Consider the following 25405-nt stretch of genomic DNA (forward strand, 5'->3'; position numbering starts at 1 on the left):
GCGGTGGGGGTCCATGTCGTGGGGGCGAAGGCGTGTGAGGGGTGGGCTAATGGGGCCGGTCCGGGAGGGGGCCGGTGGTGAGGATGTCGGCTATCTCACGGACCAGGGGGTCGCGGGTGGCGGTGCGCCAGGCGGCGAGGTAGGTGATGCGCAGGGGGCCGGAACGCAATGGGCGCCAGGCCAATCCGGGGGTTCCGGCGGTGCGGCCGGAGCCGAGGCCGATGGCGTCGGGGCGCAGTGGGAGCAGGCACAGCATTTGGGCGTGGCTGAGGGCGCTGTCGCTGAGCACCACGTCCGCGCCGCGCTCGCGCAGTTGGCGCAGCAGGTCGTCGTGCAGTTCGGGAGCGGAGGCGCGGGCGAACAGGATCAGTTCCAGGCCGGACAGGGCGGTGGGGTCGATGGCGTCGTGGGCGGTGAGGGGATGCGCGGCGGACATGAGCACGCCGAGTTCCTCCTCGATGACGTCCGCCTGGGTGAGGTGCGGGGGCAGCGACGCCGGGCCGCGCAGTACCGCCAGATCCACCTCGTCCTGATCGACCAGGCGCACCTGTTCGGCGGAGGTCCCCGTGGTCAATGCCACTCGCAGGCCGGGTTTGTGGGCGCGCAGCAGCGCTTCCATGCGAGCCGACAGTCCGAACGGCGCACCGTTGACCACGCCGAGCCGGAAGGCCGCGTCCGCCCGCACGGCCGCGCGGGTGCGGCGCACCGCCCCGTCGGCCGCCGCCAGTACCTCGCGCGCCGAGGCCAACAGCACCTCCCCGGCGGCGGTGAGCTCGACCCCCTGCGGCCCGCGCACCAGCAGCAGCCCGCCGACCTCGCGCTCGATGGCCCGGATCTGCTGGCTCAGCGTCGGCGTCGAGATGAACAACCGCTCCGCCGCCCGCCGAAAATGCAACTCCTCCGCCACGGCGACGAAATACCGTAACTGCCGCAACTCCACCACACCCGAACCCTAGCCACCCCGTCACCGGAGGTGAACCGGCGACGAATCGGGCCGAGGCCACAAGCAGCGGGTCCGCGCGGTCGTGTGACGGATGCCACCCGCCGCTCAGCAGACGGGGAAGTACTCCTCGAGTCCGACCGGCACCCCGTCGGCCCGCGCCTGCGCCCGGCACACATCGTTGGGGAAGTACACGTAGGTGGTCCACGGCGCACCATCCACCCGGCGCACCATCCGCTGACTGTCGCCCGGGATATCCCAGGCGATGACCGCCCAGGACCGGTCACAGTACGCCACGCTGGGCGTGGCGGTGGTGAACGGCGGCCCCGCACCGAGATCGTGCACGATGGTCTGTGCGGCGCAGACGGGTTCGGGCGCCGGATCCTGGAATCGCAAGCTGCCGAACACGGTCTGGCCGTCGGACTCCACGAACAGCGTATGCATACCCTCGGGCACCGGGTCGGTTCCGGGTGGTGGATTCATGCCGAACCGGTAGCAGCCCACCGGAACCGAGAAGGCGGCCTGCCCGTCGATTCCGGTGGTCGCGTGCCACCGCTCGGCCTCGGGTGTGCCCTCCGGCAGATCGTGGGCGAGTGGATCACAGGGCCGGAACAGCGCCAGTTCCACCGGAACATACGGAATCGCGGTACCGGAGAGGCTGGCGGTCCGGATCACGACCGTGCCGCTGCCGCGCGGCGGCTCCGAATCCTCGGACGGCGCGACGGTGGTCTTCGAATCGGTCCGCGGCGCTGCGGGCGCGCTCGGATTCGTCACGCCCGGAACGACTGTCGGCCCGCCGGACGACGGCGCTGTCACCGTCACCGTGGGGGCGGTGGTGCCGGGCGGCGGCTCCGGCGCGCCGTTCTCACACGCCGTCACCACCATCATCGCCCCGCCCAGCAGCACCGCCTGTAGGATTCGCCGCGTTCGCATAGCCGTGCACCTTCCGGTCGCATCATTCCGACATCGGGGATATCGGCTCCGGACCGGCAGCGATTACCGCTGCTCACCCCCTATTTCCTGGGGCACGACGGGAGCGGCCCCGTCCTGGATCAGTTCCCAGTCCCCCGGCAGCCCTTCCACCGTGACCGAGGTTCCCTCGGCCTCGATGGTCACCGTCGCCGCGCCCAGGCGCAGATCCGCCAGCCGTACCCGCCCGGCCCGCTCGGGCAGGCGCGGGGTGACGGTGAGGGTGCGACGCGGCACATTGGGTGTGAGCCCGAGGAAGGAGCGCATGAGCAGCAGCGGTGCGGCACTGGCCCACGCCTGCGGGGAGCAGGAGGTGGGATAGGGCACCGGAGAACGGAATTCGGAGCGTCCGAAGCCGCAGTACAGCTCCGGCGGCCGCGCGCCGAAGCTCATGACGGCCTCGGTGAGTCCGCCCGCCAGCCGCTCGGCCAGCTCCCAGGCTCCGGGCAGGTGCCGGTAGCGCAGCAGTCCCGCGACGGCGATGGCGGTGTCGTGCGGCCACACCGAACCATTGTGGTAGCCCATGGGATTGAACCGCCGCATGGACGAGGACAGCGTGCGCAGCCCGAAACCGCTGTCCATATCGGCGTTTCCGAGATGTTCGATGAGCTGCGCGGCGCGTTCGTCGGGCACGATTCCGGTCCACAGACAGTGCGCCACATTGCTGCCGAGTGCGTCGACCTGACGTTTGCCGCCGTCGAGTGCCATGGCGTACCAACCGGATCGGGGCAGCCAGAACGCATCGTCGAACCGCTCGCGCAGCTTCTCGGCCTCGGCCCGCAACCGCGCGGCCCGACCCTTCTCGCCGAAGGCTTCGGCCAGTTCGGCGCGGCCGAGCTTGGCGGCATAGGTGTAGGCCTGCACCTCGCACAGCGCGATGGGCGGCTCGGCGAGGTGTCCGTCGGCGAAACTGATCGAGTCCCAGCTGTCCTTCCAGCCCTGATTGGCCAGGCCCCGATCGGTTTTGCGGCGGTACTCGACGAATCCGTCGCCGTCGCTGTCGCCGAAGCGGTCGATCCATTCCAGGGCGGCGTCGGCGGCGGGCAGCAGTTCGCGGATGGCGGACTCCTCCACGCCCCAGCGCCAGCATTCGGCGAGCAGCATGACGAACAGCGGGGTGGCGTCGGCGGTGCCGAAGTACACGGTGCCGCCGAGCACCTGGTCGCCGCCGGGCCCGTGCCGCATCTCGTGCATGATGCGGCCGGGCTCCTCCTCGGTGACCGGATCCACCTGGGTGCCTTGCAGTTTCGCGAGCTGACGCAGGGTGCCCAGCGCCAGGTCGGAGTCCAGCAGCAAGGCCATCCAGGAGGTGAGCAGACTGTCGCGGCCGAACAGCGCCATGAACCACGGCGCGCCCGCCGCCACGTACGCGGTGCCGTCGGCCGGATCGTCCATCCGCAGCGCGCCGAGATCGCTCTCGGTGCGCTGCAGGACGGCGGTCAGGCCGACGTCACCGGTGGTGAGCCGGGTGGCGGTGGCCCGCCACTGGCGAATCTTGTTGGTGGGGCTGTCCTCGTCGTCCGCGGTGAGGTTCATCGGCACCGCGCGGTGTTCCAGGATCGGCTGGCACAGCACCACCGTCTGCCAGGTGCCGCGGCGGGGTACGACGATCCGCCAGCTCATGGTGCCGAGCTGGACGACCGGGTCCCCGGTCGCGGTCACCGTGAGACCACGACCGGAGTCCTTGCGATCGGTGAGGTGCAGGGCGCTGTCGGAGATGTTGAGTTCACATCCGCCGCCATCGACCCGCCCCGCCTTGACCGCGAACAGATCCGCGAAATCGGAGTCGGCGGTGAGCGTGATGGTCATGGCGGTGTCCTCGTCGCCGAGGTTGTGCACCACGATCTTTTCGCGCATGCCGTCACCGATCATCCGCTTGCGCAGTACCAGCACGGTGGCGTCGGCCACGCCGGGCCGCGGCTGTTTCCGCGCGACGAACCGTGCCCGGAACGCTTCCGGCATCATGACCGAAAGCTGTTCCGGGGCATGGCCGTCGAGCCGGAGCTCCCAGCGGGCCAGGACGCGGGCGTCCCGGTAGAACAGGCCCTGCGAAGTGCCCGCGTGGATATCGCCGAGTTGGTCCGACAGACAGAAGGTGCTCGCCTCGACCATGGTCACGATACCGCCGTGACCATCGGCGATCGGGGGCTGACCGGCGTTGAAGATACTCATTGCGGGCTGCGCACCGCCCCGCTGACCGCCGCCGTACCCAGCACGGTCGGGGTCGCCAACCGCTGCTCGGGTACCAGGATCGGCACGGCTTCGGCCTCGACCCGACGCCCGGCCGCGACCCGCTCAGCCGCGACCCGTGCGGCCACGGCACGGCGGTAGGCCGTCTCGTAGCCGGACGCGAGCCGGTCGGAGGCGAACAGCCGCTCCACCCGCTCCCGGCAGGCGTAGGGGTCGATTTCGTCGGCCCGCGCGATGAATTCGGGCAGCTGCTCCGGATCGTCGCAGATGAAGCCGGTGACACCGTGTTCGATCACCTCGTCGACCGCGCCGCCGCGCAGCGCGATGACGGGGGTGCCGCACACCATGGCCTCGATCATGACGATGCCGAAGGGCTCCTCCCAGCGGATCGGGAAGAGCAGGCAGCGCGCGCCCGCCAGCAGATGTCGCTTGGCGACCGCGTCCGCCTCACCGAAGACGTCGTCGCCGTCGGCGAGCAGTGGTCGGACGGCCTCCTCGAAATACTTCTTCTCGGGCGGCTCGTTGCACTTGCCCGCCAGCACCAGGCGCAGTCCGGCCGCGTGTGCGGCATCGAGCGCCAGATGCGGTCCCTTGTACGGCGCGTACCGGCCGAGGAACAGCGCGTAATCCTGCTTCTCGGTGCGGAACGGCCATTCTTCCGGCCGAATCGCATTGTGTACGCGGGCAATCCAATTCAGATCCGGCACCAATTCGCGCTGCCGGTCGCTGATGGCGACCAACTGCACGTCCTGGTCAAAGGACCGATAGTACTCGTGCATGTCCGGGTCGACCGGACCGTGCACGGTGACCACCGTCGGAATACCGAGCGTGCGATACGCCGCGGCGTTCAGCGGACCGGCGAAAGTGTGGTCGTGCACGATATCGACGGAGTCTTCTCCGTTCAATTCCATGATGACGCGTAAAGCCTTCATGGCATGCACGATCTCAGGATACGGCTCGCCGAGCCGATGCGCCTGAATTTCATTCCAAACCGGGATGAATCGAGCCTTGGTACCTGGCCGACCTGCGCCGATGAGGGTCACTCGATGTCCACGATCCACGAGTTCATCGGCCAGTGTCGCCACTATCGCCTCTACGCCGCCATACCCTGCCGGTGGGATATCGAAATACGGCGGAGCCACCATGACGATATTCAACGGCCTGTCCGGGCCGGTGCCCGAACCGGGCGAAACCGCCCTGGCCGAACGTACGAAATCGAAAATGGTGGCGGGATAATCCTCGTCGGATTCCGGCTCCTCGAAACTCATTCCAAGCCTCCTCATTGAGGTGAATGACTCCGCGTAGCACATTCCACCAATGCGCGGAACTCAAACCTCTACGAGGTGGCGGGCCGGATTCAAAGGTTAGCCGGTCGCACGACCATGACCGAAGAGGCGCGTTTGCCGCTTTCCTGAAGCAGGGCGATGGCCCGACCGGAGGGGTCGATGGCGGCGTAAACACCTGAGAGACCGACCGGTTCGAGCCAGCGGCCATTGCGCAGATCCTCGGCCTGCCGTTCGTCGATCGCACGCACCGCGAACGCGGTCCGGGCGACGGCATCGACATCCAGGCTCAGCAACGGCTCCGCCGCCTCGGCCGCCGCGGTCAATTCCGCCAGGGTGCGCGCGTGTTCGAGGGTGAACGGCCCGACGCGGGTGCGGCGCAGCGCGGTCAGATGCCCACCCACGCCCAGCCGCGCGCCGAGATCGCGAGCCAGCGCCCGCACATAGGTGCCCGAGGAGCATTCGACCTCGACGTCCAGGTCCACGAACCGCCCGTCCTCGCCGTCGACCTCCCGGCGCGCCAGCACGTCGAACCGGCTGACGGTGACCGGACGCGCGGCCAACTGGACGTCCTCCCCCGCGCGGGCGCGGGCGTAGGCGCGTTCGCCATTGACCTTGATGGCACTCACGGTGGCGGGCACCTGCTGGATGTCGCCGGTCAATGCCGCCACGCCGGAGGCGATTTCGGCATCGGTGAGATGTCCGGCGGCGGTGGTCGCGGTGACCTCGCCCTCGGCGTCGTCGGTGACGGTGGACTGCCCGAGCCGGATGGTGGCGGTGTACGCCTTGGTGGTCAGGGTGAGCAGGCCCAGCATCTTGGTGGCCCGCTCCACGCCGAGCACCAGCACCCCGGTGGCCATCGGGTCGAGGGTGCCCGCGTGCCCGACCTTCTTGGTGCGCAGCAGCCGTCGGGCCTTGGCGACCACGTCGTGACTGGTCCAGCCGCCGTCCTTGTCCACGATCAGCAGGCCGCCGAGCGCGTCCACGACCGGGGTTCGCTTCTCACCCATACGGTCTCAGCCCTCCACGATCGCGGTCAGGATGAGGCCGTCGGCGATGAGCCAGCGGCCGTCGAACGAGGTCAGCGGCGATCCGCCGTCGGTGGTGTGGCCGGGGACCAGCAGTTCACTGCGGAAGGTGCCCGCCCCGCCGCCGTCGGACTCCTCGTCCACGGTGAACGTGATGTGTGCGTCCTCGAAGCCCAGCCAGCGCGCGGTGAGCGGGTACCAGACCTTGTAGGTGGCCTCCTTGGCGCAGAACAGCAGGCGGTCCAGGTGCAGGTCCGTGCCGGGCAGCGCGGCGGCCAGCCAGGAGCGTTCCGCGGGCAGGCTGACCGAGTCCAGGACGCCGTCGGGCAGTGCGCCGTGCGGTTCGGCGTCGATGCCGACCGAGCGGAAGCGCAGTTTGTGCGCGAGCGCCGCGGCGCGGTAGCCGTCGCAGTGGGTGAGGCTGCCGACGACGCCGCGCGGCCAGACGGGCGCGCCCATCTCCCCCTTGCCGATGGCGACGGCGGGTTCGCCGAGTGCGGCCAGGGCTTGGCGGGCGCAGTGGCGGGCGCCGATGAAATCGCGCCGCCGCTTCTCCACCGCCTTGGCGATGAGATGCTCCTCGCCGGGGTGCGCCTTCAACTCCGGCGGGTACGCCAGCAGTTCGGCCGCGGCGACCCCGGTGGGCAGAATTCTGCCGATCAAACGCGCCGACCCCTCGGTCGCTGCTGCCCGCTGTTCGATGACCGCCTCCTGCTCGTGATCGTTGCGTCACGAGCCTATCCCGCCGCCCCGGGCACGCGACCGGGCGATCCGTCCGGCACACCGACACCCATCGGTTGCTACGATGTTGCTGATTCATATCCGCACGCAGTCCAGCACTTTCCGCGGCGCGTCCACGCGACCGCGGGGCAGGAGGGTGAGGTATGACCGTCGAGCCGTCGACCAGCCGGCCCACCGCGGAACCGGCCGAATTCATCGGGCCGTCCCGCATCATGACCACGCTGCACATCAATGGGCACGACTGCTACGCGGTGCTGGAGCCGCGCACCAGCCTGCTGGACGCGCTGCGCGAGCACCTCCAGCTCACCGGCACCAAGAAGGGCTGCGATCAGGGCGGCTGCGGGGCGTGCACGGTGTGGATCGACAATCGCCGGGTGCTGGCCTGCCTCACCCTGGCCCTGGCGGCGGAGGGCCGCGAGATCACCACCATCGAGGGCGTCGCCGACGGCGAGAACCTGCATCCGGTGCAGCGGGCCTTCCTGGCGGCCGACGGATTCCAGTGCGGGTACTGCACTCCCGGGCAGATCATGTCGGCCATCAAGTGCATCGAGGAGGGCCACGCCGAATCCGATACCGAGATCGCGGAGTGGATGAGCGGCAATATCTGCCGCTGCGCGGCCTACCAGAACATACGCGACGCGGTGCGCATCGGCCGCGACGCCATGCGCGGGGGTGCGCGGTGAAACCGATCGCCTATGCCCGCCCGCACAGCCTGGAGCAGGCCGTCACCACCGTCACCTCCCGGCCGAACACCGTATTCCTCGCGGGCGGAACGACTCTGGTGGACCTGCTGCGCACCGGAGCCATGGAACCGGACAATGTCGTCGACATCACCTGGCTGCCGCTCGGCGGTATCGAGCACACCGCCGAGGGCGGGCTGCGGATCGGCGCACTCGCCAGATTGAGCGAGATCGCCGCGGATCCCGGTGTGGTGGAACGCTTCCCATTCCTCTCGGTGGCGCTCTGGAAGGGCGCGTCGGCACAGCTGCGGAATATGGCCACCCTGGGCGGCAACCTCATGCAGAAGGTGCGCTGCGCGTACTTCCGCGAACCCGGAACCGCCTGCAACAAGCGCGATCCGGGCTCGGGCTGCGCGGCCGTCGACGGGATCCACCGGGGGCACGCGGTGCTCGGCACCAGTCCCCTGTGCTTCGCCACCCATCCCTCCGATGCGGCGATTCCGCTGGTCGCCCTGGACGCGACGGTGACGGTGTGGGGGCCGCGCGGGGAGCGGAGCATCGCCTTCGACGACTTCTTCCCGGAACCGGGTGAGACCCCTCACCTCGAACACCCGCTGGCCGACGACGAACTCATCACCCGCGTCGACGTGCCCGCACTGCCCTTCGCGCGGAATTCGCACTACCTCAAGGTGCGCGACCGCGAATCCTACGAATTCGCCCTCGCCTCGGCGGCGGTGGCCATGAATGTGGCCGACGGGACCGTGGTGGACGTGCGCATCGGTCTCGGCGGGGTGGCGACGAAACCCTGGCGGGCACGGGTCGCCGAGGAGCTGCTCCTCGGCAAGCCCGCCACCACACCGAATTTCGCGCTGGCCGCGGCGGCGGAGCTGGAGGCGGCCGACGATACCCACCCGATGAATCGCTTCAAGATCGAACTCGGCGCGCGCACCCTGGTGCGAGCCTTGGAAGCAGTTCGACCGCAAGTGCTTCCATCGGGAGTCCGGTGATGACCGCCACGGTCTCCGGACGACTCGTCGGACAGGGGTTCGATCGCGTCGACGGCCGCGCCAAGGTGACCGGCGCGGCGCACTACACCGCCGAGATCCCGCTGCCCGGGGTGGCGCACGCGGTGATCGTCGGAGCCCGGATCGGCAGCGGCGCGGTGCGATCCATCGACACCCGCCGGGCCATGGCCGCGGGCGCGGTCGCGGTGTTCACCCACGAGAACCTGCCCCGGGTGGCGGCCGTGCCGCCGGTCCTCCCCTCCGGATTCGGCGGCCCCGCACCCGGGCAGACCTTCTTCCCCATGCAGGACACCGTGATTCACTACTTCGGCCAGCCCATCGCGGTGGTCGTGGCCGACACCTTCGAGGCGGCGCAGCAGGCGGCCGAGTTGGTGGACGCCCACTACGACGAGCGTCCGGCGCTGATGCGCCTCGACGACGGCCGCGATCGGCAGTACCAGCCGGACACGGTCTTCTGCGGGCTGGTGCCCGCCGTGCAGTCGCGCGGCGATGTCGCCGCGGCCGCCGCCGACGCCGCCCATACCGTCGACGCCACCTACCATTTCGCCGCCAACCACCACAATCCGATCGAATGCTCGGCGACGGCGGCGGTCTGGGACGGCGACACCGTCACGGTGTACGACGCCACCCAGGGGGTGAGCGCCACCCAGGCCACCATCGCCGCCTACCTCGGCATCTCACCGAGCAATGTGCGGGTGATCGCGCACTACGTGGGCGGCGGTTTCGGTGCCAAGGCCATGATGTGGCCGCATGTGACGCTCGCACCCATGATCGCGCGGGAACTGGGGCGGCCGGTCAAACTGGTGCTCACCCGCGAGCAGATGTTCTACGGCACCGGTTTACGCGAGGAGCAGGAGCAGCGGGTCACGCTGGTCTGCGACAACGAGGGCATGTTCACCGGGCTGCGGCACCACAAGCTGTCGGTCACCTCCCCGTTCGACGACTGGGCCGAACTGTCGCTGGGCGTGGCCGGGCAGGCGTACGGAATCCCGAACTGGGAGGGGCGCTATCGGCTGGTGCGCGGCAACACCATGACGCCCACCTTCATGCGCGGGCCCGGGGAGACCTCCGGCATGGTGGCCATGGAGTGCGCCATCGACGAGCTGGCCGACGCCATCGAGATCGATCCGGTGGAACTGCGGCTGCGCAATCACGCCGCGCTCGATCCGGAGAGCGGGCATCCGTGGTCCTCGGACGGCTACGCGGAATGCCTGCACCTGGCCGCCGAACGCTTCGGCTGGTCGGCGAGCGACCGCCGCGCCAGGATGCGCCGCGACGGCGACTGGCTCATCGGCTGGGGTGTGGCCACCGCCGGGTACCCGGTCTTCCTGCCCGGTCAGCCGCAGCGCGCGCACGCCCGCCTGCTCGCCGACGGCTCCCTGATCGTGCAGGCGGGCACCCAGGATTTCGGGACCGGGGTGGCGACCACCATGGCGCAGGTGGCGGGCGATGCGCTCGGCGTCCCCTGGGCACGGGTGCGGGTCGATATCGGCGATACCGACTATCCGAATATCGCGGCGGCCGTGGGCTCCATGGGCGCGGGCATGATCAGCGCGGCGGTGCACACCGCCTGCACCGAACTGCTGGCCCAGCTGATCGCGCTGGCCGTGGCGGATGCCGAGTCGGTCCTGCACGGACTGCCCGCGCACGCCATCGAGGGCGGGGGCGGCATGCTGCGCCTGAAGTCCGATCCCAGTGTGGCCGAGGCGTATTCGGATCTGCTGTCCCGCAACCATCTCACCGATGTGGAGACCATCGGCACCTGGCATCCCCCGGCGCAGGACCTGCCCTACGGCCGGATGAGCTTCGGCGCGCAGTTCGCCGAGGTCGCCGTGGACGCGGATCTGGGCCTGGTGCGGGTGCGGCGCATGGTCGGCGCGTTCGCCCCCGGCCGCGTCCTCAATGCCAAGCTGGCCCGCAGCCAGGTGCTCGGCGGGATGAACTGGGGACTGTCGCAGGCCCTCATGGAGGCCAGCCTGCCCGATACCCGCGACGGTCGCTGGGCGAATTCCTCCCTGCTGGAGTACCTGCTGCCGGTCAACGCCGACGCCCCGGAGGTGGACATCTCCTTCGTCGAGGTCGCCGATCCCGTGGTGAATCCCCTGGGGGTCAAAGGGCTCGGCGAGCTCGGCATGGTCGGCGCGGCGGCGGCGATCGTCAATGCGGTGCGCCACGCCACCGGCCGAACCATCCGGGAGATCCCGCTCCGCATCGAACATCTGCTCACCGAGCCGATGACGCCCTGACCGTCGTCCGCACGCCGCAGCGGCGTCGGTCCGACCAGCTATCACATCACTTCCGCTGGCACAAGAGCCGCCGGGGCGGGATCCGGCGGCCGGGAGCCGCCTGCGCGGAGGAACCGCCGAAGGCCCACGCTGACCAGACTCGGTGCCGTGACATCGCGAATGAGATGGGCCGCCGGGCTGGCGGTCGTCGCCGTGGCGGGTGGGGTGCTGGTCACCCGGATCGTGGACGACGAAGGCGCCGGCGTCGCCCGGGCGGATCCCGATATCCCGCTGGTGTGCGAGGACAGGCGTCCGGCGGCGATCGACCCGGGCAGCTACGGCATGCAGCACGACGGGTCGTTCCTGCATCCGTCGCTGACCTACGTGAACGAGGAGGAGCAGCATCCGTTCCCGGGCGGCGGCGAGGATCTGTTCCCCGAGACCGGCGGCTACGACCCGAACACCTACCGCAGCGACAATGTGACCGTGGAAGCGCACTATCCGGGCGCGCGCTTCACCCCGGATCCCTTCCACTCCTGGCAGAACATCGTCGATTTCGACGGTCGGCGCTACATGTTCCAGTACGACCGCAGCGAGGCCCGCGTCTACGACATCACCGATGTCACCGATGTGCGGGTGGTCGAATCGCTGTCGCGCGACGATGTGGCGGGTGTCGACGGGAATGCCGAGGCCGTCGCCGGAAAGGATTGGGCCGCCGGTGATTTCTGGGGCGCTTCCACCATCCAGTGGAGCGACCGGTACGACGGCTACATCATGGTGCAGAGCTTCGAGATGCGCCGCCAGGTGCCGTTCTGGATGGGCGACACCCCCGAGCACAGCAAGTACGCCGCGCCCGCCGGGGTGGCCGCCGCCCGGGCCGACACCCAACTCAAGGGATTCAAGGTCTACAAGTTGAACGGCCCCCGGAAACGGGACTGGCAGCTGCTGGCGACGGTGAGCACCGACGAACACCAGCGGGATCCGCTCGCACCCGATCTCGGTGCACCGCAGCAGGGCTCCGGATCCCTCGACGTCCCGCAGTGGGACGGTGGGCGCTACATGTTCATCGCGACCGCGCCCAGCGACGACTGGTCGTTGCAGGAGTATCCGACGTACCTGTACGCCAACGGATTCCAGGCGTGGGATATGGCCGACCCCGCCCGGCCCCGACTGCTCGACACCTGGCATCGCGAGGGCACGGTGCGCGGTGAGGAGGACGCCTACCGGACCAATCCCCGCTGCGGCAACCGCACCTCGTGGATGGGTTCGCGCAATCCGCTCTACATTCCCACACCGGTCGAGGAGGGCGGCAGGTACGGATTCGCGGCCCTGGGCGGTCTCGGCATGTCGATCCTCGACATCTCCGATCCGGCGAATCTGCGCGAGATCGGCCATCTCGACGTCCCGATGTCGGTCGCCGGAACCGAGGCCGACAATATCGACGTCTCGCAGTTCGAACGGACGGGCATGGTCTATCTGAGCGGATATCCGCTGTCCGAGGACTGCTACGAGCCCTACAAGGACATCTTCCAGGTGGATGCCCGCGATCCGGCGCGTCCGCGCATCGTCGGGCGGCTGCCCCGCCCGACACCGCCGAAAGAGGCCGTGGTGACCGACTTCTGCCAGCGCGGCGGCAGCTTCGGACCCAAGCGCAGCGGGTACTACACCTCGCCCGGCGACCCGAAGGACGGGCTGCTCGTCTACGACTTCTACAACGCGGGAGCGCAGTTCTTCGACGTCTCCGATCCGCGGCGACCGCGCATCGCCGGATACTTCGCACCGCCCACCTTCGGTCCGGAGACCGAGGACTGGGCGCGGAGCAATCCGACCCACGGCGTGTACGTGGAGTACGACCGCAAGATCGTCTGGCTGCTGACCAATGACGGCATCTACGCGCTGTCGTCCCAGGACCTGTTGGGCACACCGAATCTCGGCGCTCCGACCGCGCCGTTCCGCACCAGCGCGCGTTGAACCGAATCCGAGCCGGGCGGCTTCGCGGGTGGTTCAGGTGGTCACCCGCGAGGCCGCGGCCAACGCGGCGGCGACTTCCCGTGCGGCCCGGTGGCCCGATTCGGCCGCGCCGTCCATATATCCGGCCCAGCGGGTGGCGGTTTCGGTGCCCGCCCAGTGCAGGGGGCCGATCGGGGCGCGCAGGGCGGGGCCGAAGCGGGTGAGTGCGCCGGGTGGGGTGAAGGCGCCGTAGCAGCCGCGACTGAATTCCTCTTCGGCCCAGTCACGTTCGAGGTAGTCGATGGGCGTGCGGGCGCGCGGGCCGAAGTAGCCGACGAGGTCGTCGACGACCCGGGCGCGACGGTCGGCGAGATCCAGGCGTGCCGCGGTATCGGCGTGCCGTCCCTCCAGGAATCCGACGAGCACGCCGGGTGCGCCGTCGCGCGGGGTGTTGTCGAAGACGGTGCCCAGCGCACGTCGATCACTGTTGGCCTGACCGCTGAAACCGGCTCGCCGCCAGAAGGGTTCGTCATAGGCGACATTGACCTTGATCACCCGGCCCATCGGCATCCGCTGTACGAGTTGGTCGCGATCACCGGGCAGTCCTGGCGAAAAGCGGATGCGCGCCGCCAGTGGCGGCGGCACCGCCACCACCGCACGCCGGGCCCGCACCACGGTACGGCCCGCGCGGACCCGGGCACCCGCGGCGTCCCACTCGATATCGCGCACCGGGGCACCGAGGACGACCCGCTCCCCCAATTCGTCGGCCAGCACCGTGGCGATGGTCTGCGAACCGCCGACGACACGGTCCTGCTGCGCCCCGCCCGCCGTGCTTATCAAGGCGTCCAGACCACCCGCCGCGCCGACGTAGAAGGCCGCCCACAGCGCCGACATGTCCTCGGGTTCGGCGGAGAACACCGCCTCGGTGATGATCCGGAAGAAGGATCGGCCGCCCGGGGTGCGGGCGGTGCGCCGCAACCAGGTCGCGAAGGTCTGCCCGTCCAGCGTTTCGGCCTCGGCCGCGAGCCAGGGCTCCCCCGCCGCGACGCGACGTGCGATCCGGTCCAGCCGCCACTGTGCCTGGGCGACATCGGCCAGCGCCAGCGGGTTCAGCTTCGGGATACGGCCGGTGTACTCCGATCGGGCCGAACCGATTTCGGCGATACTCCGCCCGGCGGTATGCGTCGGATAGGTGTCCAAGCGCAGTTCCGCGAGCAATGCCAGGATGCGATGCTGTCCGGGCCCGACCCACTGGCCGCCCACCTCGATGGGCGCCCCGCCGGGCAGTTCGCCGTTCAGCAGTCGCCCACCGACCCGATCGCGCGCCTCCAGCACCAGCACCTCGGCCCCGTCGCGCGCCAGATCGCGGGCGGCGACCAGTCCCGCGATCCCGGCCCCGACGACCACGACATCTACCGACTTGTCCATGACCACCTGCTCTCATACAACATGTATCTGACATGCACACTGTATGTGATATCCATGGCGTATGGAATCCCTGCGGGAGAAGTACGCCGAGAACACCCGCCAGACGCTGATCGACACCGCCGCGCGCCTGTTCGCCGAACGCGAGTACGCGAACCTCTCGGCCGAGGAACTGGTGCGCACCGCGGGCCTCACCCGAGGGGCGCTCTACCACCACTTCGACGGCAAGCGCGGCCTGTTCGAGGCGGTCGTCGAACTGCTCGAAGACCGAGCGGCACAACGCATCCGGCGTGCTGTCGCCGCGGTGTCGGACCCCTTCGAGCGGATCGACCGCGGCATCGCGGCATTCCTCGAGATCTGCGCCGAACCCGACTACCGGCAGATCGTGCTGGAACAGGGCCCGATCGCGCTGGGCTGGCGGCGCTGGCGTGAACTCGACCAGCGGCATCTCGGCGGTCTGCTCCTGGAGGCGATCCGCGAGCTGCTGGCCGCCGAACTCATCCGGCCCTATCCGGCCGAACTCATCGCGAGCGCCTTCTACGGCGCACTCACGGAACTACCGCTGACCATCACCGAGACCGACGACCCCGCACACGCCCGGACGCTGAGCGCCAGGCTGGTGCACGAGCTGCTCGGCGGGCTGGCCACGCAACGACCGTAGGGCGAAATTCGGTTGTGCGGCGAACACCGTTGTGGCGTCATGGATCACGATGAAGCAGCAACGTCCGGCCACCGCCCGATCCGTTTCCGACGGCCTCAAACTGCACCGGCATCTGGTGCGGTCGCCCGGTCGCGTCCACACCGTGATCACCCTGCGGCCGGGCACCCGTGCCGGGTTCAGCACGAACCGATTCCACGACACCTGGCATGTGCTGTCCGACGACCACGGCGCACGGTTGCTCGCTCGGCTGCTGTGGGGCCTGTCGTATCAGGCGCGTCCGCACACGGTCGTGCTCGTCGACCGGCCGTTCCTCCGCCCGAACCCGTTCGACGCGGATCCGGCCGATCCCATCGTGCTGGTTCCGGGCTGGTGCACGCCCTTCGATGACCGCATCGCCCGAAGCTTGAAGAACCGACTGCCGCTGTCGAATCCGGACGGTACCGTGCGCTGGCACACCTTCGGCCTCGATCGGACGCTGCGGCCGGCGGTGCGCGAGACCCGGTGGGACCGCTCTCGCCGACGCGAGGACCGGGGCAGCGTCAGGCGTCGCGGCGGCCTGCTCGTCCTTCGTCCGCGCACTCCGGATGAGGCCCGCGCATGGGCGCTGGACGCGGCCGGTCTCGACACGACGGGTGGGTACGGCAGCGATTACACCTATCTCGGCCCCTGGAACTACGGGTACGACGGCGAGATCCAGATATTCCGACGCTTCCACCCGATGGTGAGCGTGGCCAACCAGGCCCGCGCCCAGGTGCTCTCGCGTGAGGACGCACCGGCAGACCCCGAGTCCCTGCGCTGCGCGGTGTGGCGCGAGGCCGAAACGGTCAGGGGCGAAGCCCATCTCAGGATCCGCGAATGGCGCAGCGGCGGCTGGGAACTCGGCCGCGAGGCCGCGGCGGTACTGGTTCACGCCGACGTGAACACCCTCGACGGGCTGGCGGCCGTCGGCCCGGTCGAGGCGTATCGCCGCCTGCACGCCGCACGGGTGAAAGGTCTGACCCTCGACATGCTGTGGGCGATCGAGGCCGCGCTCACCTATCGCGACCGCCGTAGCGTCTCCGCGGCCCGGCGGCGCGAGCTGTTCGAGGCCCTCGGGGACCTACCCGCTCCCGCCACGCCGGAACGCCGCCGCTCCTCGCGCCCGACTCGGCTGCCGACACGGCGGGCGCGACTTCCGGCGGCGCGCTGATCAGGGGTGGGGCCACGTGGTACCGGATGCACGACTGCGTCCGGTACCGCCGAGCGTGGCGGCCGGCCCCCGCGTGATCCGGCCGCTCGCAGCCGGCGACGGCATCGGATGAGCGCCCGGGTCGCGGGCTCGGCCTCGGATGCGGCAGGGTGATGCACCATGACAGCGATCGACGGCCCGCCGACCAGCCGACGGCGGCACATCCTGCGCCTCGCGCTGTGCGTGGTGTTCCTGTCGACGATGTTCTATCTCGTGGCCATCGCGCGTGTTGTCGATGTCGACGGGGTGCGCGACCTGGTCGCCGCGACCGGTCCCGCCGCACCGCTGGCCTATGCGGTGGCCGCGGCATTGCTCGGCGCGACCTTCGTGCCGGGGCCGATGCTGGCCGCGGGCAGCGGCCTGCTGTTCGGCCCCCTGGTCGGGACGTTCGTGACGCTGGGCGGCACCGCCGGATCGGCCACCCTGTGCGCCTTCCTCGGGCGGCGGGCCGGTCATGCGAGCGCCCGCGAACTGCTCGGCCCCGCACGCGCCGACCTGCTGGACGCGCAGATCCGCCGGCGCGGCCTGTGGGCGGTCGTCGGCCAGCGCTTCATCCCCGGTGTCTCCGACGCCATGGCGGCCTATCTGTTCGGGGCGCTCGGAATCCCGCTGTGGCAGATGGCGGTCGGCGCTCTCATCGGCTCGACCCCGCGCGCCTTCGTCTACACCGCCCTCGGCGCGTCGATCGGCGACCTGTCGGCCCCGCTCGCGGTCGCCGCCATCACGGTTTGGTGCGTGGTCGCGATCCTCGGCGCGTTCACCGCCCATCGCGGCTACCGGCTCTGGCGGCAATCCCGCACGGCTGGCGATGCCGGCTCCCCGGCCGCCCACGACAGCTGACCCGTGCGTGGCGATCGACTCCGACAGCCACGACATCCCCGTACCGGCGGCGCTCCGGCCCGTGCACGAGCTCATCGACCACCGCGGCACTCCGGCGGAGAGATCCTGTCGTGACGGCGTCACGGATTCGTCGGCACGAATCACGCGGCGAGCGAGAGTCGGCGCGGGTGGGTGCGCGTGCCGGACACGCGGGTGAGGAGGCGGCCGATCGCCTCGGCCACCGGCACCGGCTGTTCGAGGATCACCGAGTGACCGGCGGTGTCGATCAGGACGAGATCGGCGTAGTCGACGGCGGCGGCGATGGCGACGGAGTGGGCGGGCGGCGTCATCAGGTCGGCCGCGCCGCACACGACCAGGGTGGGGATCTTCGACAGCACGGCGAGGGCGGCGGTCTGGTCGTAGGTCGCGAAGGAACTCAGGAAGCCGGCCATGGTGACGATCGAGGTCTGGTTGTGCATGGCGTTGGCGAGTGCGAGTACGCGCGGGCTGACCTTGCGGTCACCGAATTCGGCGGCCCGCACGATGGGCGCGAAAACCTTGCACGCCAGGAGTTTCGCCCGCTGCATCAGCGTGGGCGCGAAGCGGACGGCGGTCTGGAACAGGGAGATGAGCGGGTTGTGCAGCAGGCGGCCGAATCCGGCGTCGGCCAGACCGCTGGCGGCCGTGGCGATGAGGCCGACACCGACGATGCGGGTGCCGATCTCGTGCGGCTGCTGGCTGACATAGGTGAGCACGGTCATACCGCCCATGGAGTGCCCGACCAGGACCACCGGTCCGGTGGGGGCGACCGCGTCGAGAACGTCGCGCAGATCGCGGCCGAGCTGGTCGAGGTGGTAGGTGCGGCGGGGCGCGGCGGCGGACGCGCCGTGCCCGCGATGGTCGTAGCAGACGATGCGCGCGCCCGGATACCGCGCCATGGCGTCACGGACATAGGTCCAGGACTCGGCGCGCAGGCAGTGCCCGTGCAGCAGCACCACGGTCGACTCCGCGTCGCGCGGGCCGTACTCCCGCACCGCCAGGGCGATGCCGTCCGCTGTCCGGACCGTGGCACGGCGGTGCGCCGTGCTGGCGGTGGTGCGCGTGATCGACATCGGTGGCTCCGGTTCCTGGACGGGACATGTTCCACTGTCCGCCGGAGGGGCCGCCGACATCAGCCCACCGAGGGGTGGGCGTCGCCGCCCAGGGTGGAGCGAATCGCCACCTAGGTGCGGTTCAGCGTGGTGGCCGCAGCACCTTCATCGCGGCCCGCACGACCGGAGCGGGCACGCGGTCGCGCATACCGAGCGCCGCCGCGGCCACCCGCCCGCGCGCCGGGGTGCCGCGGCCGAACATCCGGTTCAGCGGCCCGCCCGACGGTTCGAGGTCGATATGCAGGGGTAGGCGGCCCGCGGCGGCTCCCATCGCCTGGGCGACGACAATGCGCTGAATTTCGCTGGTGCCCTCGAAAATGGTGTACAGCTTCGCGTCTCGATACCACTTCTCCACCGGATGGTCGGTGATGTACCCCCATCCGCCGAGCGTCTGGATCGCGCGTTCGGTTGCCCGCACGGCGATTTCGCTGGCCGCCAGTTTGGCCATCGACCCCTCGCCACGTTCGAAGGGGACTCCGCGCGCGGCCATCCAGGATGCGCGCCAGGTCAGCAGCCGCGCGGCGTCGATCTGGGTGGCCAGGTCCGCGATGGGGAACGAGATGCCCTGATTGTCGATGATCGGCGCACCGAAGGCTTCGCGCCGATTCGCGTAGGACGTCATGTATTCGAGCGCGGCCCTGGCGATTCCGAGCGCCTGCGCGGCGACCATCGGACGCGTCTGCTCGAAGGTGCCCAGGGTCGCCGAACCGGAGCGGCCGTTGCCGCGCGCCTCGCGCCGCTCGGCCAGCATCCGCTCCAGCCGTTCCGGCCCGCCGAGCAGATTCTCCATGGGCACCCGCACGCCGTCGAACGTCAACTCGGCGGTGTGCGAGGCGCGGCAGCCCAGTTTGTCGAGCTTGCGCACCAGCTGCAATCCCGGGGTGCCGCCGGGCACCACGAACAGCGCCTGGCCGCGATGGCCCAACTGTTCGTCCACCACCGCGTTCACCACGTGCACGTGCGCGATGCCGCCATTGCCGATCCACATCTTGTGGCCGTCGATGATCCAGTCGTCGCCGTCGCGGACGGCCCGCGTGCGCAGGTTGCGCACATCACTGCCGCCTTCGGGTTCCGAGATGGCGAGTGCCGCGAGCTTCAGGTCGCCCGGCGTACCGAAACATTCCGGCGCCCAGTGGATCATCTGCTCGGGTGTCGCGGCGCGGCCGATCGCCGACAGCGCCAAGGCAGGCATCACGATGGCCAAACCGATTCCGGCGCAGCCCCAGAACAGCTCCTCCATGAACATCGGCAGCGACAGTCCGGTCGGGTCCCCGATGAGGTCGCGATAGAACAGCGGACTGTAGAACCCGCGTGCGGCGGCCTCCTCCAGGACCGGCCACGGGAACTCCTGGGTCCGGTCGTAGTGGGCGGCCACCGGTCTGATGTGGTCGCGAGCGAACTCGTGTGCCCGCTCGGCCAGTTCGTGCTGTGCCGCCGTCGGTGTCAGATCGAAGGTCACGATTGGTCGATACCCGGTCGGGTGCCGTCGAACCGCTCGTTCGGATTGCTGTTCGTTCGGATTGCCGTTCGCCCGCGTCGGTTGTTCGCGGGCCCGCCGTGCGGCGGTGGGCCGAGCCGTACCGGCCCACCGCCGTCGCGTTACGCCTCGAGTGCCGGCTGGTCGACGGCCCACAGCCAGGATCCGTCCGGTTGTCGCCGGGCGATCTCGACGGTGATCTCACCGGTGGTGAGGGTGGACGCGGTCAGCGCCAGGTCGCCGCTCACCAGCGCCGGATGCTGCCGTCCCGGGGTGAGCACCGGCGCGGCCGCGACGAACTGCTCGTAGACCTTGCGGATCTCCGCGTGCCCGGTGGCGAGGCTGCCGGGTGGGAAGGCCAGGACGGCATTCGGCTCGTACAGCGCCACCAGTCCGTCGACGTCGCCCGCATTGGCGCGTTCGATGAAGTACTTGCCCAGGTCGTTGGGGTCGGTGGCCTTGTCGTTGGTTGTCATGCCGATAACCCTGCCAACGAAACACGACATCCTCTGTCAGGTATTTCCGATAGAGTTCTCGGCATGCGCGCCGACCGATTGGTCTCGCTGGTGCTGCTGCTGCGCCAGCACGGTCGGCTGTCCGCCACCGCGCTCGCCCGCGAACTCGAGGTGTCCACCCGCACGGTGCTGCGCGATATCGAGGCGCTGTCCGCGGCCGGGGTCCCGGTGTACGCCGAACGCGGTCGGCGGGGTGGTTTCGCCCTGCTGCCCGGCTTCCGCACCGAGCTCACCGGGCTCAACCACGACGAGGCGCTCGCGCTGCTGGTCGCCGGATCACGGCACGGCGCACTGGCTTTCGGCCTCGGCACGGCGCTGTCCTCGGCCATGCGCAAGGTGGTCGACGCGCTCCCGGACAGCAATCGCGCCACCGCGACCGGCGCGGCGCAGCGGCTGCTCATCGAACCGGAGACCGACCTGCTCGCGCGCCGTCTGATCGCCGAGGACGTACCCGACGCGATCGGGGCCGAGGTGCGGCGGGCGGTATTCGCCGGGTATCGGCTGCGCATCCACTACGCCGCCGTGGACCAGACCCCGCAGTGGCGGACGGTGGACCCGATCGGCCTGGTCACCGTGCGCGGCCAGGGGTATCTGATGGCCAGGCGGTCCGGGGCGGAGCGCACCTATCGGCTGTCCCGGATCCGGGCCGCGGAAGCGCTCCCCGAACCCGCGCAGCGCCCGGACCGCGTCGATTTGGCGCGGGCCTGGGAGGAGCGCGCCACCCGCTTCCGCACCGGCGGTGAGCAGGTCACCGTGCTGGCCCGGGTGCATCCGGCGCAGCGGGCGGAACTGGTGGGCACCGCACTGTCGGTCGGCGCCGAGACCGACGACCCGGACGGCTGGGTCCGGCTGGAAGTGACCTTCCAGGATTCGAGACATGCCGAATGGGCGCTGTGGCAGCTCGGCGCCAATGCGGAAGTCCTTGCGCCGCAATGGCTGCGCACCTCGCTGCGCGACCGCGCCGCCGCGATCGTGGCCCGCTACGAAGCATCCCCCCGAACGCGCCGACCAGCACCGAAAACGACTATCCGGGACAATCCCGCGCAGGTACCGTCACCTCCATGGCCTGCCGAATCACCCAACTCCTCATCGACTGCGCCGACCCGCAACGACTGGGCGACTTCTGGTGCGAGGTCCTCGGCTACGTGGAACTCGGCTGGGAAGACGGCGCCCTCGAAATAGGCCCGCCCGACACCGGATTCGGCGGCCCCCGACCCACCCTCATGTTCCTCCCCAACCCCGAACCGAAACGCACCAAACTCCGCCTGCACTTCGACCTCAACCCCACCGACCGCGACCAACACACCGAACTCGACCGCCTACTGGCCGCCGGCGCCCGCCCCATCGACATCGGCCAGGGCCCCGACGTCTCCTGGCACGTCCTGGCCGACCCGGAAGGCAACGAATTCTGCCTCCTGCGACGCCGCGTGGAAGCGGTGGGGAGCCCGTCGAGTACGTAGCGATGCGAAGCAATCGCGCGGACACCGCTACTCGCGATCTCTGAGTCGAATGGAGATTCCTTCAGCGGACCATCGTGCACGCGGTCTGTCCGAGGGGGCGACGAGTCGGTGATACCCGGGGGAATAGGGTCGACCCGTGTCGACCCCCGCGCTGTTCGCGCCGATCGAGCCGTACGCGAGCGGAATGCTGCCGGTCGGTGATGGGCATGAGATCTACTGGGAGAGCATCGGTAACCCCCGCGGGAAGCCGGCGTTGTATCTGCACGGTGGGCCGGGCGGGGGGATCGGGTCCGGCTATCGGCGGTGGTTCGATCCGGAGAAGTATCTGATCGTCGGGTTCGAGCAGCGTGGTTGTGGTCGTAGCCGACCGCTCGTCACCCCGGACGCCGCCGCGCTGGCGACGAACACCACGGCGCATCTGGTCGCCGACATCGAGGTCCTGCGTGCGCATCTCGGCATACGGTCGTGGCTCGTCGACGGTGTCTCCTGGGGTACCACGCTGGCGTTGGCGTATGCGCAGGCCCACCCGGGGCGGGTCGACCAGCTGGTGCTGATGTCCACCACGTTCACCGATTCCGATGCGGTGGAGTGGATTACCGAAACGGTGGGACGGCTGTTTCCCGTCGAATGGGACGCCTTTCGCAGCGCGGCCGGTGCACGGCCCGGCCAACGCCTGGTCGACGCCTACTACGACCTGCTCACCGACACCGATGAACAGGTTCGGACGCGAGCGGTGGACTCCTGGATGGCATGGGAGGACGCGCACGTCTCGCTCGGTGCGAAACCGGCTGCCGACGAGCAGGATCCGGTGTGGCGACGGGTATTCACCACGCTCGTGGTGCACTACTGGAAGCACGCGGCCTTCCTGCCGCCGTCAGCGCTGTGGGATGGCCTGCCCGCACTGCATCACATTCCCGCAGTGCTGATCCAGGGCAAGCTCGACGTCAGCGGACCGGCGGCGACGGCGTGGGAATTGCACAAGGCATGGCCGGGATCCCGCTTCGTCCTGATCGACGACGAAGGGCACGGTGGTCCCGCGATGATCCAGGCGATGATGCGGGCCATCGCCGCATTCTCAGAGCAGCCCGAGCCGTAGGTCCGCCCGGCGGCCGAGCGATCCGTGGATCAGCCGTCCACCACCGCCGCAACAGCCTCCACCTCGACGAGTTGATCGTCGTACCCGAGCACGGTGACGCCGAGCAACGTACTCGGTGGATCATGAGGGGCGAAGGCGTCTCTCACCATCTCCCAGACCGCCACCAGGTCGGCTTGGTTCGAGGAGGCAACATAGACGCGGGTACTGACCACGTCGTCGAGACAGGCACCAGCATCGGAAAGGGCGACGCGCAGGTTCGCCATGACCTTCCGCGCCTGGCCGACGTAGTCACCGACCGCGGCGGTGGAACCGTCGGCCTCGAGCGGGCAGGCTCCGGCCATGAAGATCAACCGCGCACCAGCGGGAGCCGTCGCGGCGTAGGCATATTCGGCCGTGTCGGAAAGAATGCCGGAGCGGATGAGGCTGATGTGTTCGGACATGTGGCCATCATGTCGCACGTCGGACCAGCAGTCGTGTACGGCTTCGGTCGAGACGGTCGAGGAGAGCTGCCTGGGTTGGCCTACGATTCGGCACGTCGGTACGATGCCGTGACGCTCCACAGCGCCCGGGAGGTGCATCGATGTCACCCGGAGACCGGACGCGCAAGCCGATGACAAGGGTTCGATTCGTGCGGAACAGGCGCTGGCGGGCGCGGAGCCGGGCGACGGTGCGCACGCCTGCCGAACGGCGCGCCGCGCTGATACTCGCGCTGGTGTGCCTGGCCGTCGGCTACTTCTTCCTGCACGTTCTGGTCGATCTGGCCGGACATACCACGCGCGCGCTGGCCGCGTCCTGGGCCGGGCGGGGCGACGGAGCGGGCATGGTGACTATTACCGGGAAGACGCGTACGAGCGGGCGCAGCTCCGGATTCACCTGCTGGGGCGATTTCACTCCGGAGCACGCCGGGCCGGTCCGCACCGGGCTCCGTGTACACGTCCACTCCTGCACACCGGGTGACCGGGTCGCCGTCGAACTCGTGCGCGGCAGCCCGGACAGCTGGAACTCGGCGAGCCGGGTGAATCAGGCGTATGAACGTGGTGCGGGCTGGGCGAGAAACCTGATCGTCACCATCTTCATCGGCGGATTCTGTCTGGTGCTCGGCCTGCTGTTCGCGATCGGAGGTATCGCCGTGCTGATCGGCGTGCTCCGCCCGACATCCCGACGCCCGCGTGGCTCCCCGCCCTCGATCCGGAAACGACTCGGGCACAGCGGAAGTCGCTGAGCTGCGGGAACTGTCCGCGATACATCCGCCCGATGACGACGGTGACCATGCCCATGACGATCCGGTCTGTATGACCGCCGGATATTCACGGCGTGATCTTCGTGATGCGTAGTGCCGCGAAATCGATCCTCACCCGCCGACAGGCTGTGAGAGCTTCCGTTCGAGGGCACGCATCACGGCCGGGCGGATCAGTTCGATGAATGGTCCGGTCAACCGCCAATAGCGTTGGAATCGCCGCCGACTGTCCTCGTCCGTCGCCGCCACGCGGGTTTCCAGGGTGAGGATGCACGCGTGGGCACCATAGGGGCTGACCCTGGTGCTCTCGGCCATCTTGGCGAACCCCGGCTCGTCGAAACCGGCGAAGCTCTCCGCGGTAACAGGCTTCTCGGGTTCACCACCGAGCGCACGCCATGGTTTGGTCACGGTGCCGAAGACGAGTTCGGCATGCGGACGCTCACCCAACAGCATCCACCCGTGCTCCGGTAGGTCCCGCACCCGAAACGTCGGCGGTTCCGGCGGCACCGCCTCGCCCCGCCGCCGCGCCCGCACATCGGAGATCCGCGCCGGTAGCCCACGGGCCGCGATCAGCAATCGCGCGAGCGGAAGTCGATACAGATCGATGGTCACCGCCGCCTCGAAAACCTCCGCGGGCGGCGCTCGGAAAACCCGCGAAACGGAGACGACGTGGTCGTAAGTGGGAAGAAAGTCGTCCAACACCAAGGTATCGGTCATGTCATCCGTCCTAGCTGCGCTGTCACCGCCATCGGCCACAGATGTTCCCGGTATCGATTGTCCCCCATTAGCATCCACCACCGCCGCAACGACCTCCATCTCGACGAGTTGATTGTCATGGGGCGCATACTGAGTCACCGACATTCGGGCCGCCCATGGTGCCGAAGATCCGCACTTCCCCCGCCCGCATTGCGGATTATGCTGCGGCCGTGGAGTTTGACAGCAAACCAGGTTTGCGTGCCGTCGACCTGACCGCAGCAGTGGCCCTGCTCGCATTCGTGGTGTTCGCCGGAATGACCGCGACGCTGATGATCGGCTTCGTCGGTGCCCCCGGGGGAGAATCCAGCGCGTGCGCCGACCGGTGCCGCACCTACGTGGACGTAGGCGCTGGCCTGATGTTTTTCGGAACGCTTGGCGCCGGGTGCGTCGCACTGGTGCTGATGGCGCGGAGTTGGTCGCGTAAGCGTTCCTTGCTGATATGGCCAGTGCTGGCGATTCCACTGCTGATCGGTGTGGGGGTCGTCAGCTTCCTGCTGGCCGTGAACGGTCCTGCGTGACGTACTTCTCCTGCCATCGACCGAGAAATCT

The 25405-nt window shown here is 69.4% G+C and carries 23 protein-coding genes and 1 pseudogene; 12 read left to right on the forward strand and 12 right to left on the reverse strand.

Annotated elements, in window-relative coordinates; translation table 11 throughout:
• Positions 1-46: 46 nt before the first annotated feature.
• From FOH10_RS20420 to npt, 6 genes are all read right to left on the reverse strand, one after another.
• Positions 47-943, reverse strand: coding sequence for a LysR substrate-binding domain-containing protein (locus FOH10_RS20420; RefSeq protein ID WP_143981946.1), 897 nt, complete (start codon positions 941-943; stop codon positions 47-49).
• Positions 944-1048: 105 nt separating this feature from the next.
• Positions 1049-1873 carry a hypothetical protein gene (locus FOH10_RS20425; RefSeq protein ID WP_244961300.1) on the reverse strand — a complete coding sequence of 275 codons (825 nt, stop codon included), beginning with the start codon at positions 1871-1873 and terminating at the stop codon, positions 1049-1051.
• A 63-nt stretch (positions 1874-1936) separates the two neighbouring features.
• Entirely contained in the window at positions 1937-4081 is a 2145-nt protein-coding gene (locus FOH10_RS20430; RefSeq protein ID WP_143981947.1) for an amylo-alpha-1,6-glucosidase, read from the reverse strand.
• Positions 4078-5244 (reverse strand): glycosyltransferase family 4 protein, encoded by a 1167-nt coding sequence (locus FOH10_RS20435; RefSeq protein ID WP_228815021.1) that lies wholly within the window; start codon positions 5242-5244, stop codon positions 4078-4080. Before FOH10_RS20435 ends, FOH10_RS20430 begins: the two co-directional genes overlap by 4 nt.
• A gap of 212 nt (positions 5245-5456) precedes the next feature.
• A complete protein-coding gene (gene truB, locus FOH10_RS20440) occupies positions 5457-6392 on the reverse strand; it encodes a tRNA pseudouridine(55) synthase TruB (protein WP_143981949.1) in 936 nt (311 codons plus the stop codon).
• 6 nt (positions 6393-6398) lie between these two features.
• Positions 6399-7073, reverse strand: a complete 675-nt coding sequence (gene npt / locus FOH10_RS20445) for a 4'-phosphopantetheinyl transferase Npt (RefSeq protein ID WP_143981950.1) — start codon at positions 7071-7073, stop codon at positions 6399-6401.
• A 221-nt stretch (positions 7074-7294) separates the two neighbouring features.
• Here npt and FOH10_RS20450 point away from each other — a divergent pair, with 221 nt between their 5' ends.
• The 4 genes from FOH10_RS20450 (at position 7295) to FOH10_RS20465 (ending at position 13052) form a co-directional block, all read left to right on the forward strand.
• A complete protein-coding gene (locus tag FOH10_RS20450) occupies positions 7295-7834 on the forward strand; it encodes a (2Fe-2S)-binding protein (protein ID WP_425326094.1) in 540 nt (179 codons plus the stop codon).
• The gene (locus FOH10_RS20455) at positions 7831-8838 is read left to right on the forward strand and encodes an FAD binding domain-containing protein (protein WP_143981951.1); all 1008 of its coding nucleotides are present in this window, start codon (positions 7831-7833) and stop codon (positions 8836-8838) included. The genes FOH10_RS20450 and FOH10_RS20455 overlap by 4 nt, the downstream gene beginning before the upstream one ends.
• Entirely contained in the window at positions 8838-11102 is a 2265-nt protein-coding gene (locus FOH10_RS20460) for a xanthine dehydrogenase family protein molybdopterin-binding subunit (protein ID WP_143981952.1), read from the forward strand. The genes FOH10_RS20455 and FOH10_RS20460 overlap by 1 nt, the downstream gene beginning before the upstream one ends.
• A 147-nt stretch (positions 11103-11249) precedes the next feature.
• Positions 11250-13052, forward strand: a complete 1803-nt coding sequence (locus FOH10_RS20465) for an LVIVD repeat-containing protein (RefSeq protein ID WP_143981953.1) — start codon at positions 11250-11252, stop codon at positions 13050-13052.
• A 33-nt stretch (positions 13053-13085) separates the two neighbouring features.
• Here FOH10_RS20465 and FOH10_RS20470 read toward each other — a convergent pair whose 3' ends face one another.
• Positions 13086-14459, reverse strand: a complete 1374-nt coding sequence (locus FOH10_RS20470; protein ID WP_143981954.1) for a flavin monoamine oxidase family protein — start codon at positions 14457-14459, stop codon at positions 13086-13088.
• Between the two features lie 61 nt (positions 14460-14520).
• Here FOH10_RS20470 and FOH10_RS20475 point away from each other — a divergent pair, with 61 nt between their 5' ends.
• The 3 genes from FOH10_RS20475 to FOH10_RS20485 all read left to right on the forward strand — a co-directional run bounded on the left by FOH10_RS20475 (position 14521) and on the right by FOH10_RS20485 (position 17185).
• Positions 14521-15117, forward strand: coding sequence for a TetR/AcrR family transcriptional regulator (locus tag FOH10_RS20475; protein WP_143981955.1), 597 nt, complete (start codon positions 14521-14523; stop codon positions 15115-15117).
• Between the two features lie 49 nt (positions 15118-15166).
• A complete protein-coding gene (locus FOH10_RS20480) occupies positions 15167-16306 on the forward strand; it encodes a TfoX/Sxy family DNA transformation protein (RefSeq protein ID WP_143981956.1) in 1140 nt (379 codons plus the stop codon).
• A gap of 159 nt (positions 16307-16465) precedes the next feature.
• Positions 16466-17185, forward strand: coding sequence for a TVP38/TMEM64 family protein (locus tag FOH10_RS20485; RefSeq protein ID WP_143981957.1), 720 nt, complete (start codon positions 16466-16468; stop codon positions 17183-17185).
• A 140-nt stretch (positions 17186-17325) separates the two neighbouring features.
• Here FOH10_RS20485 and FOH10_RS20490 read toward each other — a convergent pair whose 3' ends face one another.
• From FOH10_RS20490 to FOH10_RS20500, 3 genes are all read right to left on the reverse strand, one after another.
• Positions 17326-18276 (reverse strand): alpha/beta fold hydrolase, encoded by a 951-nt coding sequence (locus tag FOH10_RS20490; RefSeq protein ID WP_143981958.1) that lies wholly within the window; start codon positions 18274-18276, stop codon positions 17326-17328.
• 121 nt (positions 18277-18397) lie between these two features.
• Complete coding sequence (locus FOH10_RS20495; protein ID WP_143981959.1) at positions 18398-19774, reverse strand: acyl-CoA dehydrogenase family protein; 1377 nt, start codon at positions 19772-19774, stop codon at positions 18398-18400.
• A gap of 140 nt (positions 19775-19914) precedes the next feature.
• Complete coding sequence (locus FOH10_RS20500; RefSeq protein ID WP_143981960.1) at positions 19915-20268, reverse strand: YybH family protein; 354 nt, start codon at positions 20266-20268, stop codon at positions 19915-19917.
• Between the two features lie 63 nt (positions 20269-20331).
• Here FOH10_RS20500 and FOH10_RS20505 point away from each other — a divergent pair.
• The 3 genes and pseudogenes from FOH10_RS20505 to pip all read left to right on the forward strand — a co-directional run.
• Positions 20332-21294: pseudogene (locus tag FOH10_RS20505) on the forward strand (helix-turn-helix transcriptional regulator); the annotation flags it as partial.
• Positions 21295-21368: 74 nt separating this feature from the next.
• Positions 21369-21767 (forward strand): VOC family protein, encoded by a 399-nt coding sequence (locus FOH10_RS20510; RefSeq protein WP_143981961.1) that lies wholly within the window; start codon positions 21369-21371, stop codon positions 21765-21767.
• A 136-nt stretch (positions 21768-21903) separates the two neighbouring features.
• A complete protein-coding gene (gene pip / locus FOH10_RS20515) occupies positions 21904-22863 on the forward strand; it encodes a prolyl aminopeptidase (protein WP_255056445.1) in 960 nt (319 codons plus the stop codon).
• 29 nt (positions 22864-22892) lie between these two features.
• On the opposite strand, the gene FOH10_RS20520 is transcribed toward pip, so the two are convergent.
• On the reverse strand, positions 22893-23303 hold the full coding sequence (locus tag FOH10_RS20520) for a RidA family protein (RefSeq protein WP_143981962.1): 411 nt from the start codon (positions 23301-23303) through the stop codon (positions 22893-22895).
• A gap of 188 nt (positions 23304-23491) precedes the next feature.
• On the opposite strand from FOH10_RS20520, the gene FOH10_RS20525 reads away from it, so the two are divergent.
• Positions 23492-24085, forward strand: coding sequence for a hypothetical protein (locus FOH10_RS20525; protein WP_143981963.1), 594 nt, complete (start codon positions 23492-23494; stop codon positions 24083-24085).
• Positions 24086-24214: 129 nt separating this feature from the next.
• Here the strand turns inward: FOH10_RS20525 and FOH10_RS20530 are convergent, their stop codons facing one another.
• Positions 24215-24961 carry a hypothetical protein gene (locus tag FOH10_RS20530; protein WP_143981964.1) on the reverse strand — a complete coding sequence of 249 codons (747 nt, stop codon included), beginning with the start codon at positions 24959-24961 and terminating at the stop codon, positions 24215-24217.
• Between the two features lie 11 nt (positions 24962-24972).
• Between FOH10_RS20530 and FOH10_RS20535 the strand changes: the two genes are divergently transcribed.
• Positions 24973-25374 carry a hypothetical protein gene (locus FOH10_RS20535; protein ID WP_143981965.1) on the forward strand — a complete coding sequence of 134 codons (402 nt, stop codon included), beginning with the start codon at positions 24973-24975 and terminating at the stop codon, positions 25372-25374.
• The last annotated feature ends 31 nt before the right edge of the window (positions 25375-25405 follow it).

The organism is Nocardia otitidiscaviarum (assembly GCF_007362295.1).
GTDB classification, from domain to species: Bacteria; Actinomycetota; Actinomycetes; order Mycobacteriales; family Mycobacteriaceae; genus Nocardia; species Nocardia otitidiscaviarum.

What these genes read in the sequence shown, in the direction of transcription:
- FOH10_RS20530 (WP_143981964.1), bottom strand. Translation starts at nt 24,961, where the DNA reads ATGTCGGTGACTCAGTATGCGCCCCATGACAATCAACTCGTCGAGATG.
- FOH10_RS20535 (WP_143981965.1), top strand. Translation starts at nt 24,973, where the DNA reads ATGGTGCCGAAGATCCGCACTTCCCCCGCCCGCATTGCGGATTATGCT.
- FOH10_RS20485 (WP_143981957.1), top strand. Translation starts at nt 16,466, where the DNA reads ATGACAGCGATCGACGGCCCGCCGACCAGCCGACGGCGGCACATCCTG.
- FOH10_RS20425 (WP_244961300.1), bottom strand. Translation starts at nt 1,873, where the DNA reads ATGCGAACGCGGCGAATCCTACAGGCGGTGCTGCTGGGCGGGGCGATG.
- FOH10_RS20470 (WP_143981954.1), bottom strand. Translation starts at nt 14,459, where the DNA reads ATGGACAAGTCGGTAGATGTCGTGGTCGTCGGGGCCGGGATCGCGGGA.
- FOH10_RS20430 (WP_143981947.1), bottom strand. Translation starts at nt 4,081, where the DNA reads ATGAGTATCTTCAACGCCGGTCAGCCCCCGATCGCCGATGGTCACGGC.
- FOH10_RS20510 (WP_143981961.1), top strand. Translation starts at nt 21,369, where the DNA reads ATGGCCTGCCGAATCACCCAACTCCTCATCGACTGCGCCGACCCGCAA.
- FOH10_RS20435 (WP_228815021.1), bottom strand. Translation starts at nt 5,244, where the DNA reads ATGGTGGCTCCGCCGTATTTCGATATCCCACCGGCAGGGTATGGCGGC.
- FOH10_RS20450 (WP_425326094.1), top strand. Translation starts at nt 7,295, where the DNA reads ATGACCGTCGAGCCGTCGACCAGCCGGCCCACCGCGGAACCGGCCGAA.
- FOH10_RS20460 (WP_143981952.1), top strand. Translation starts at nt 8,838, where the DNA reads ATGACCGCCACGGTCTCCGGACGACTCGTCGGACAGGGGTTCGATCGC.
- FOH10_RS20480 (WP_143981956.1), top strand. Translation starts at nt 15,167, where the DNA reads ATGAAGCAGCAACGTCCGGCCACCGCCCGATCCGTTTCCGACGGCCTC.
- truB (WP_143981949.1), bottom strand. Translation starts at nt 6,392, where the DNA reads ATGGGTGAGAAGCGAACCCCGGTCGTGGACGCGCTCGGCGGCCTGCTG.
- FOH10_RS20475 (WP_143981955.1), top strand. Translation starts at nt 14,521, where the DNA reads ATGGAATCCCTGCGGGAGAAGTACGCCGAGAACACCCGCCAGACGCTG.
- FOH10_RS20490 (WP_143981958.1), bottom strand. Translation starts at nt 18,276, where the DNA reads ATGTCGATCACGCGCACCACCGCCAGCACGGCGCACCGCCGTGCCACG.
- FOH10_RS20500 (WP_143981960.1), bottom strand. Translation starts at nt 20,268, where the DNA reads ATGACAACCAACGACAAGGCCACCGACCCCAACGACCTGGGCAAGTAC.
- FOH10_RS20520 (WP_143981962.1), bottom strand. Translation starts at nt 23,303, where the DNA reads ATGTCCGAACACATCAGCCTCATCCGCTCCGGCATTCTTTCCGACACG.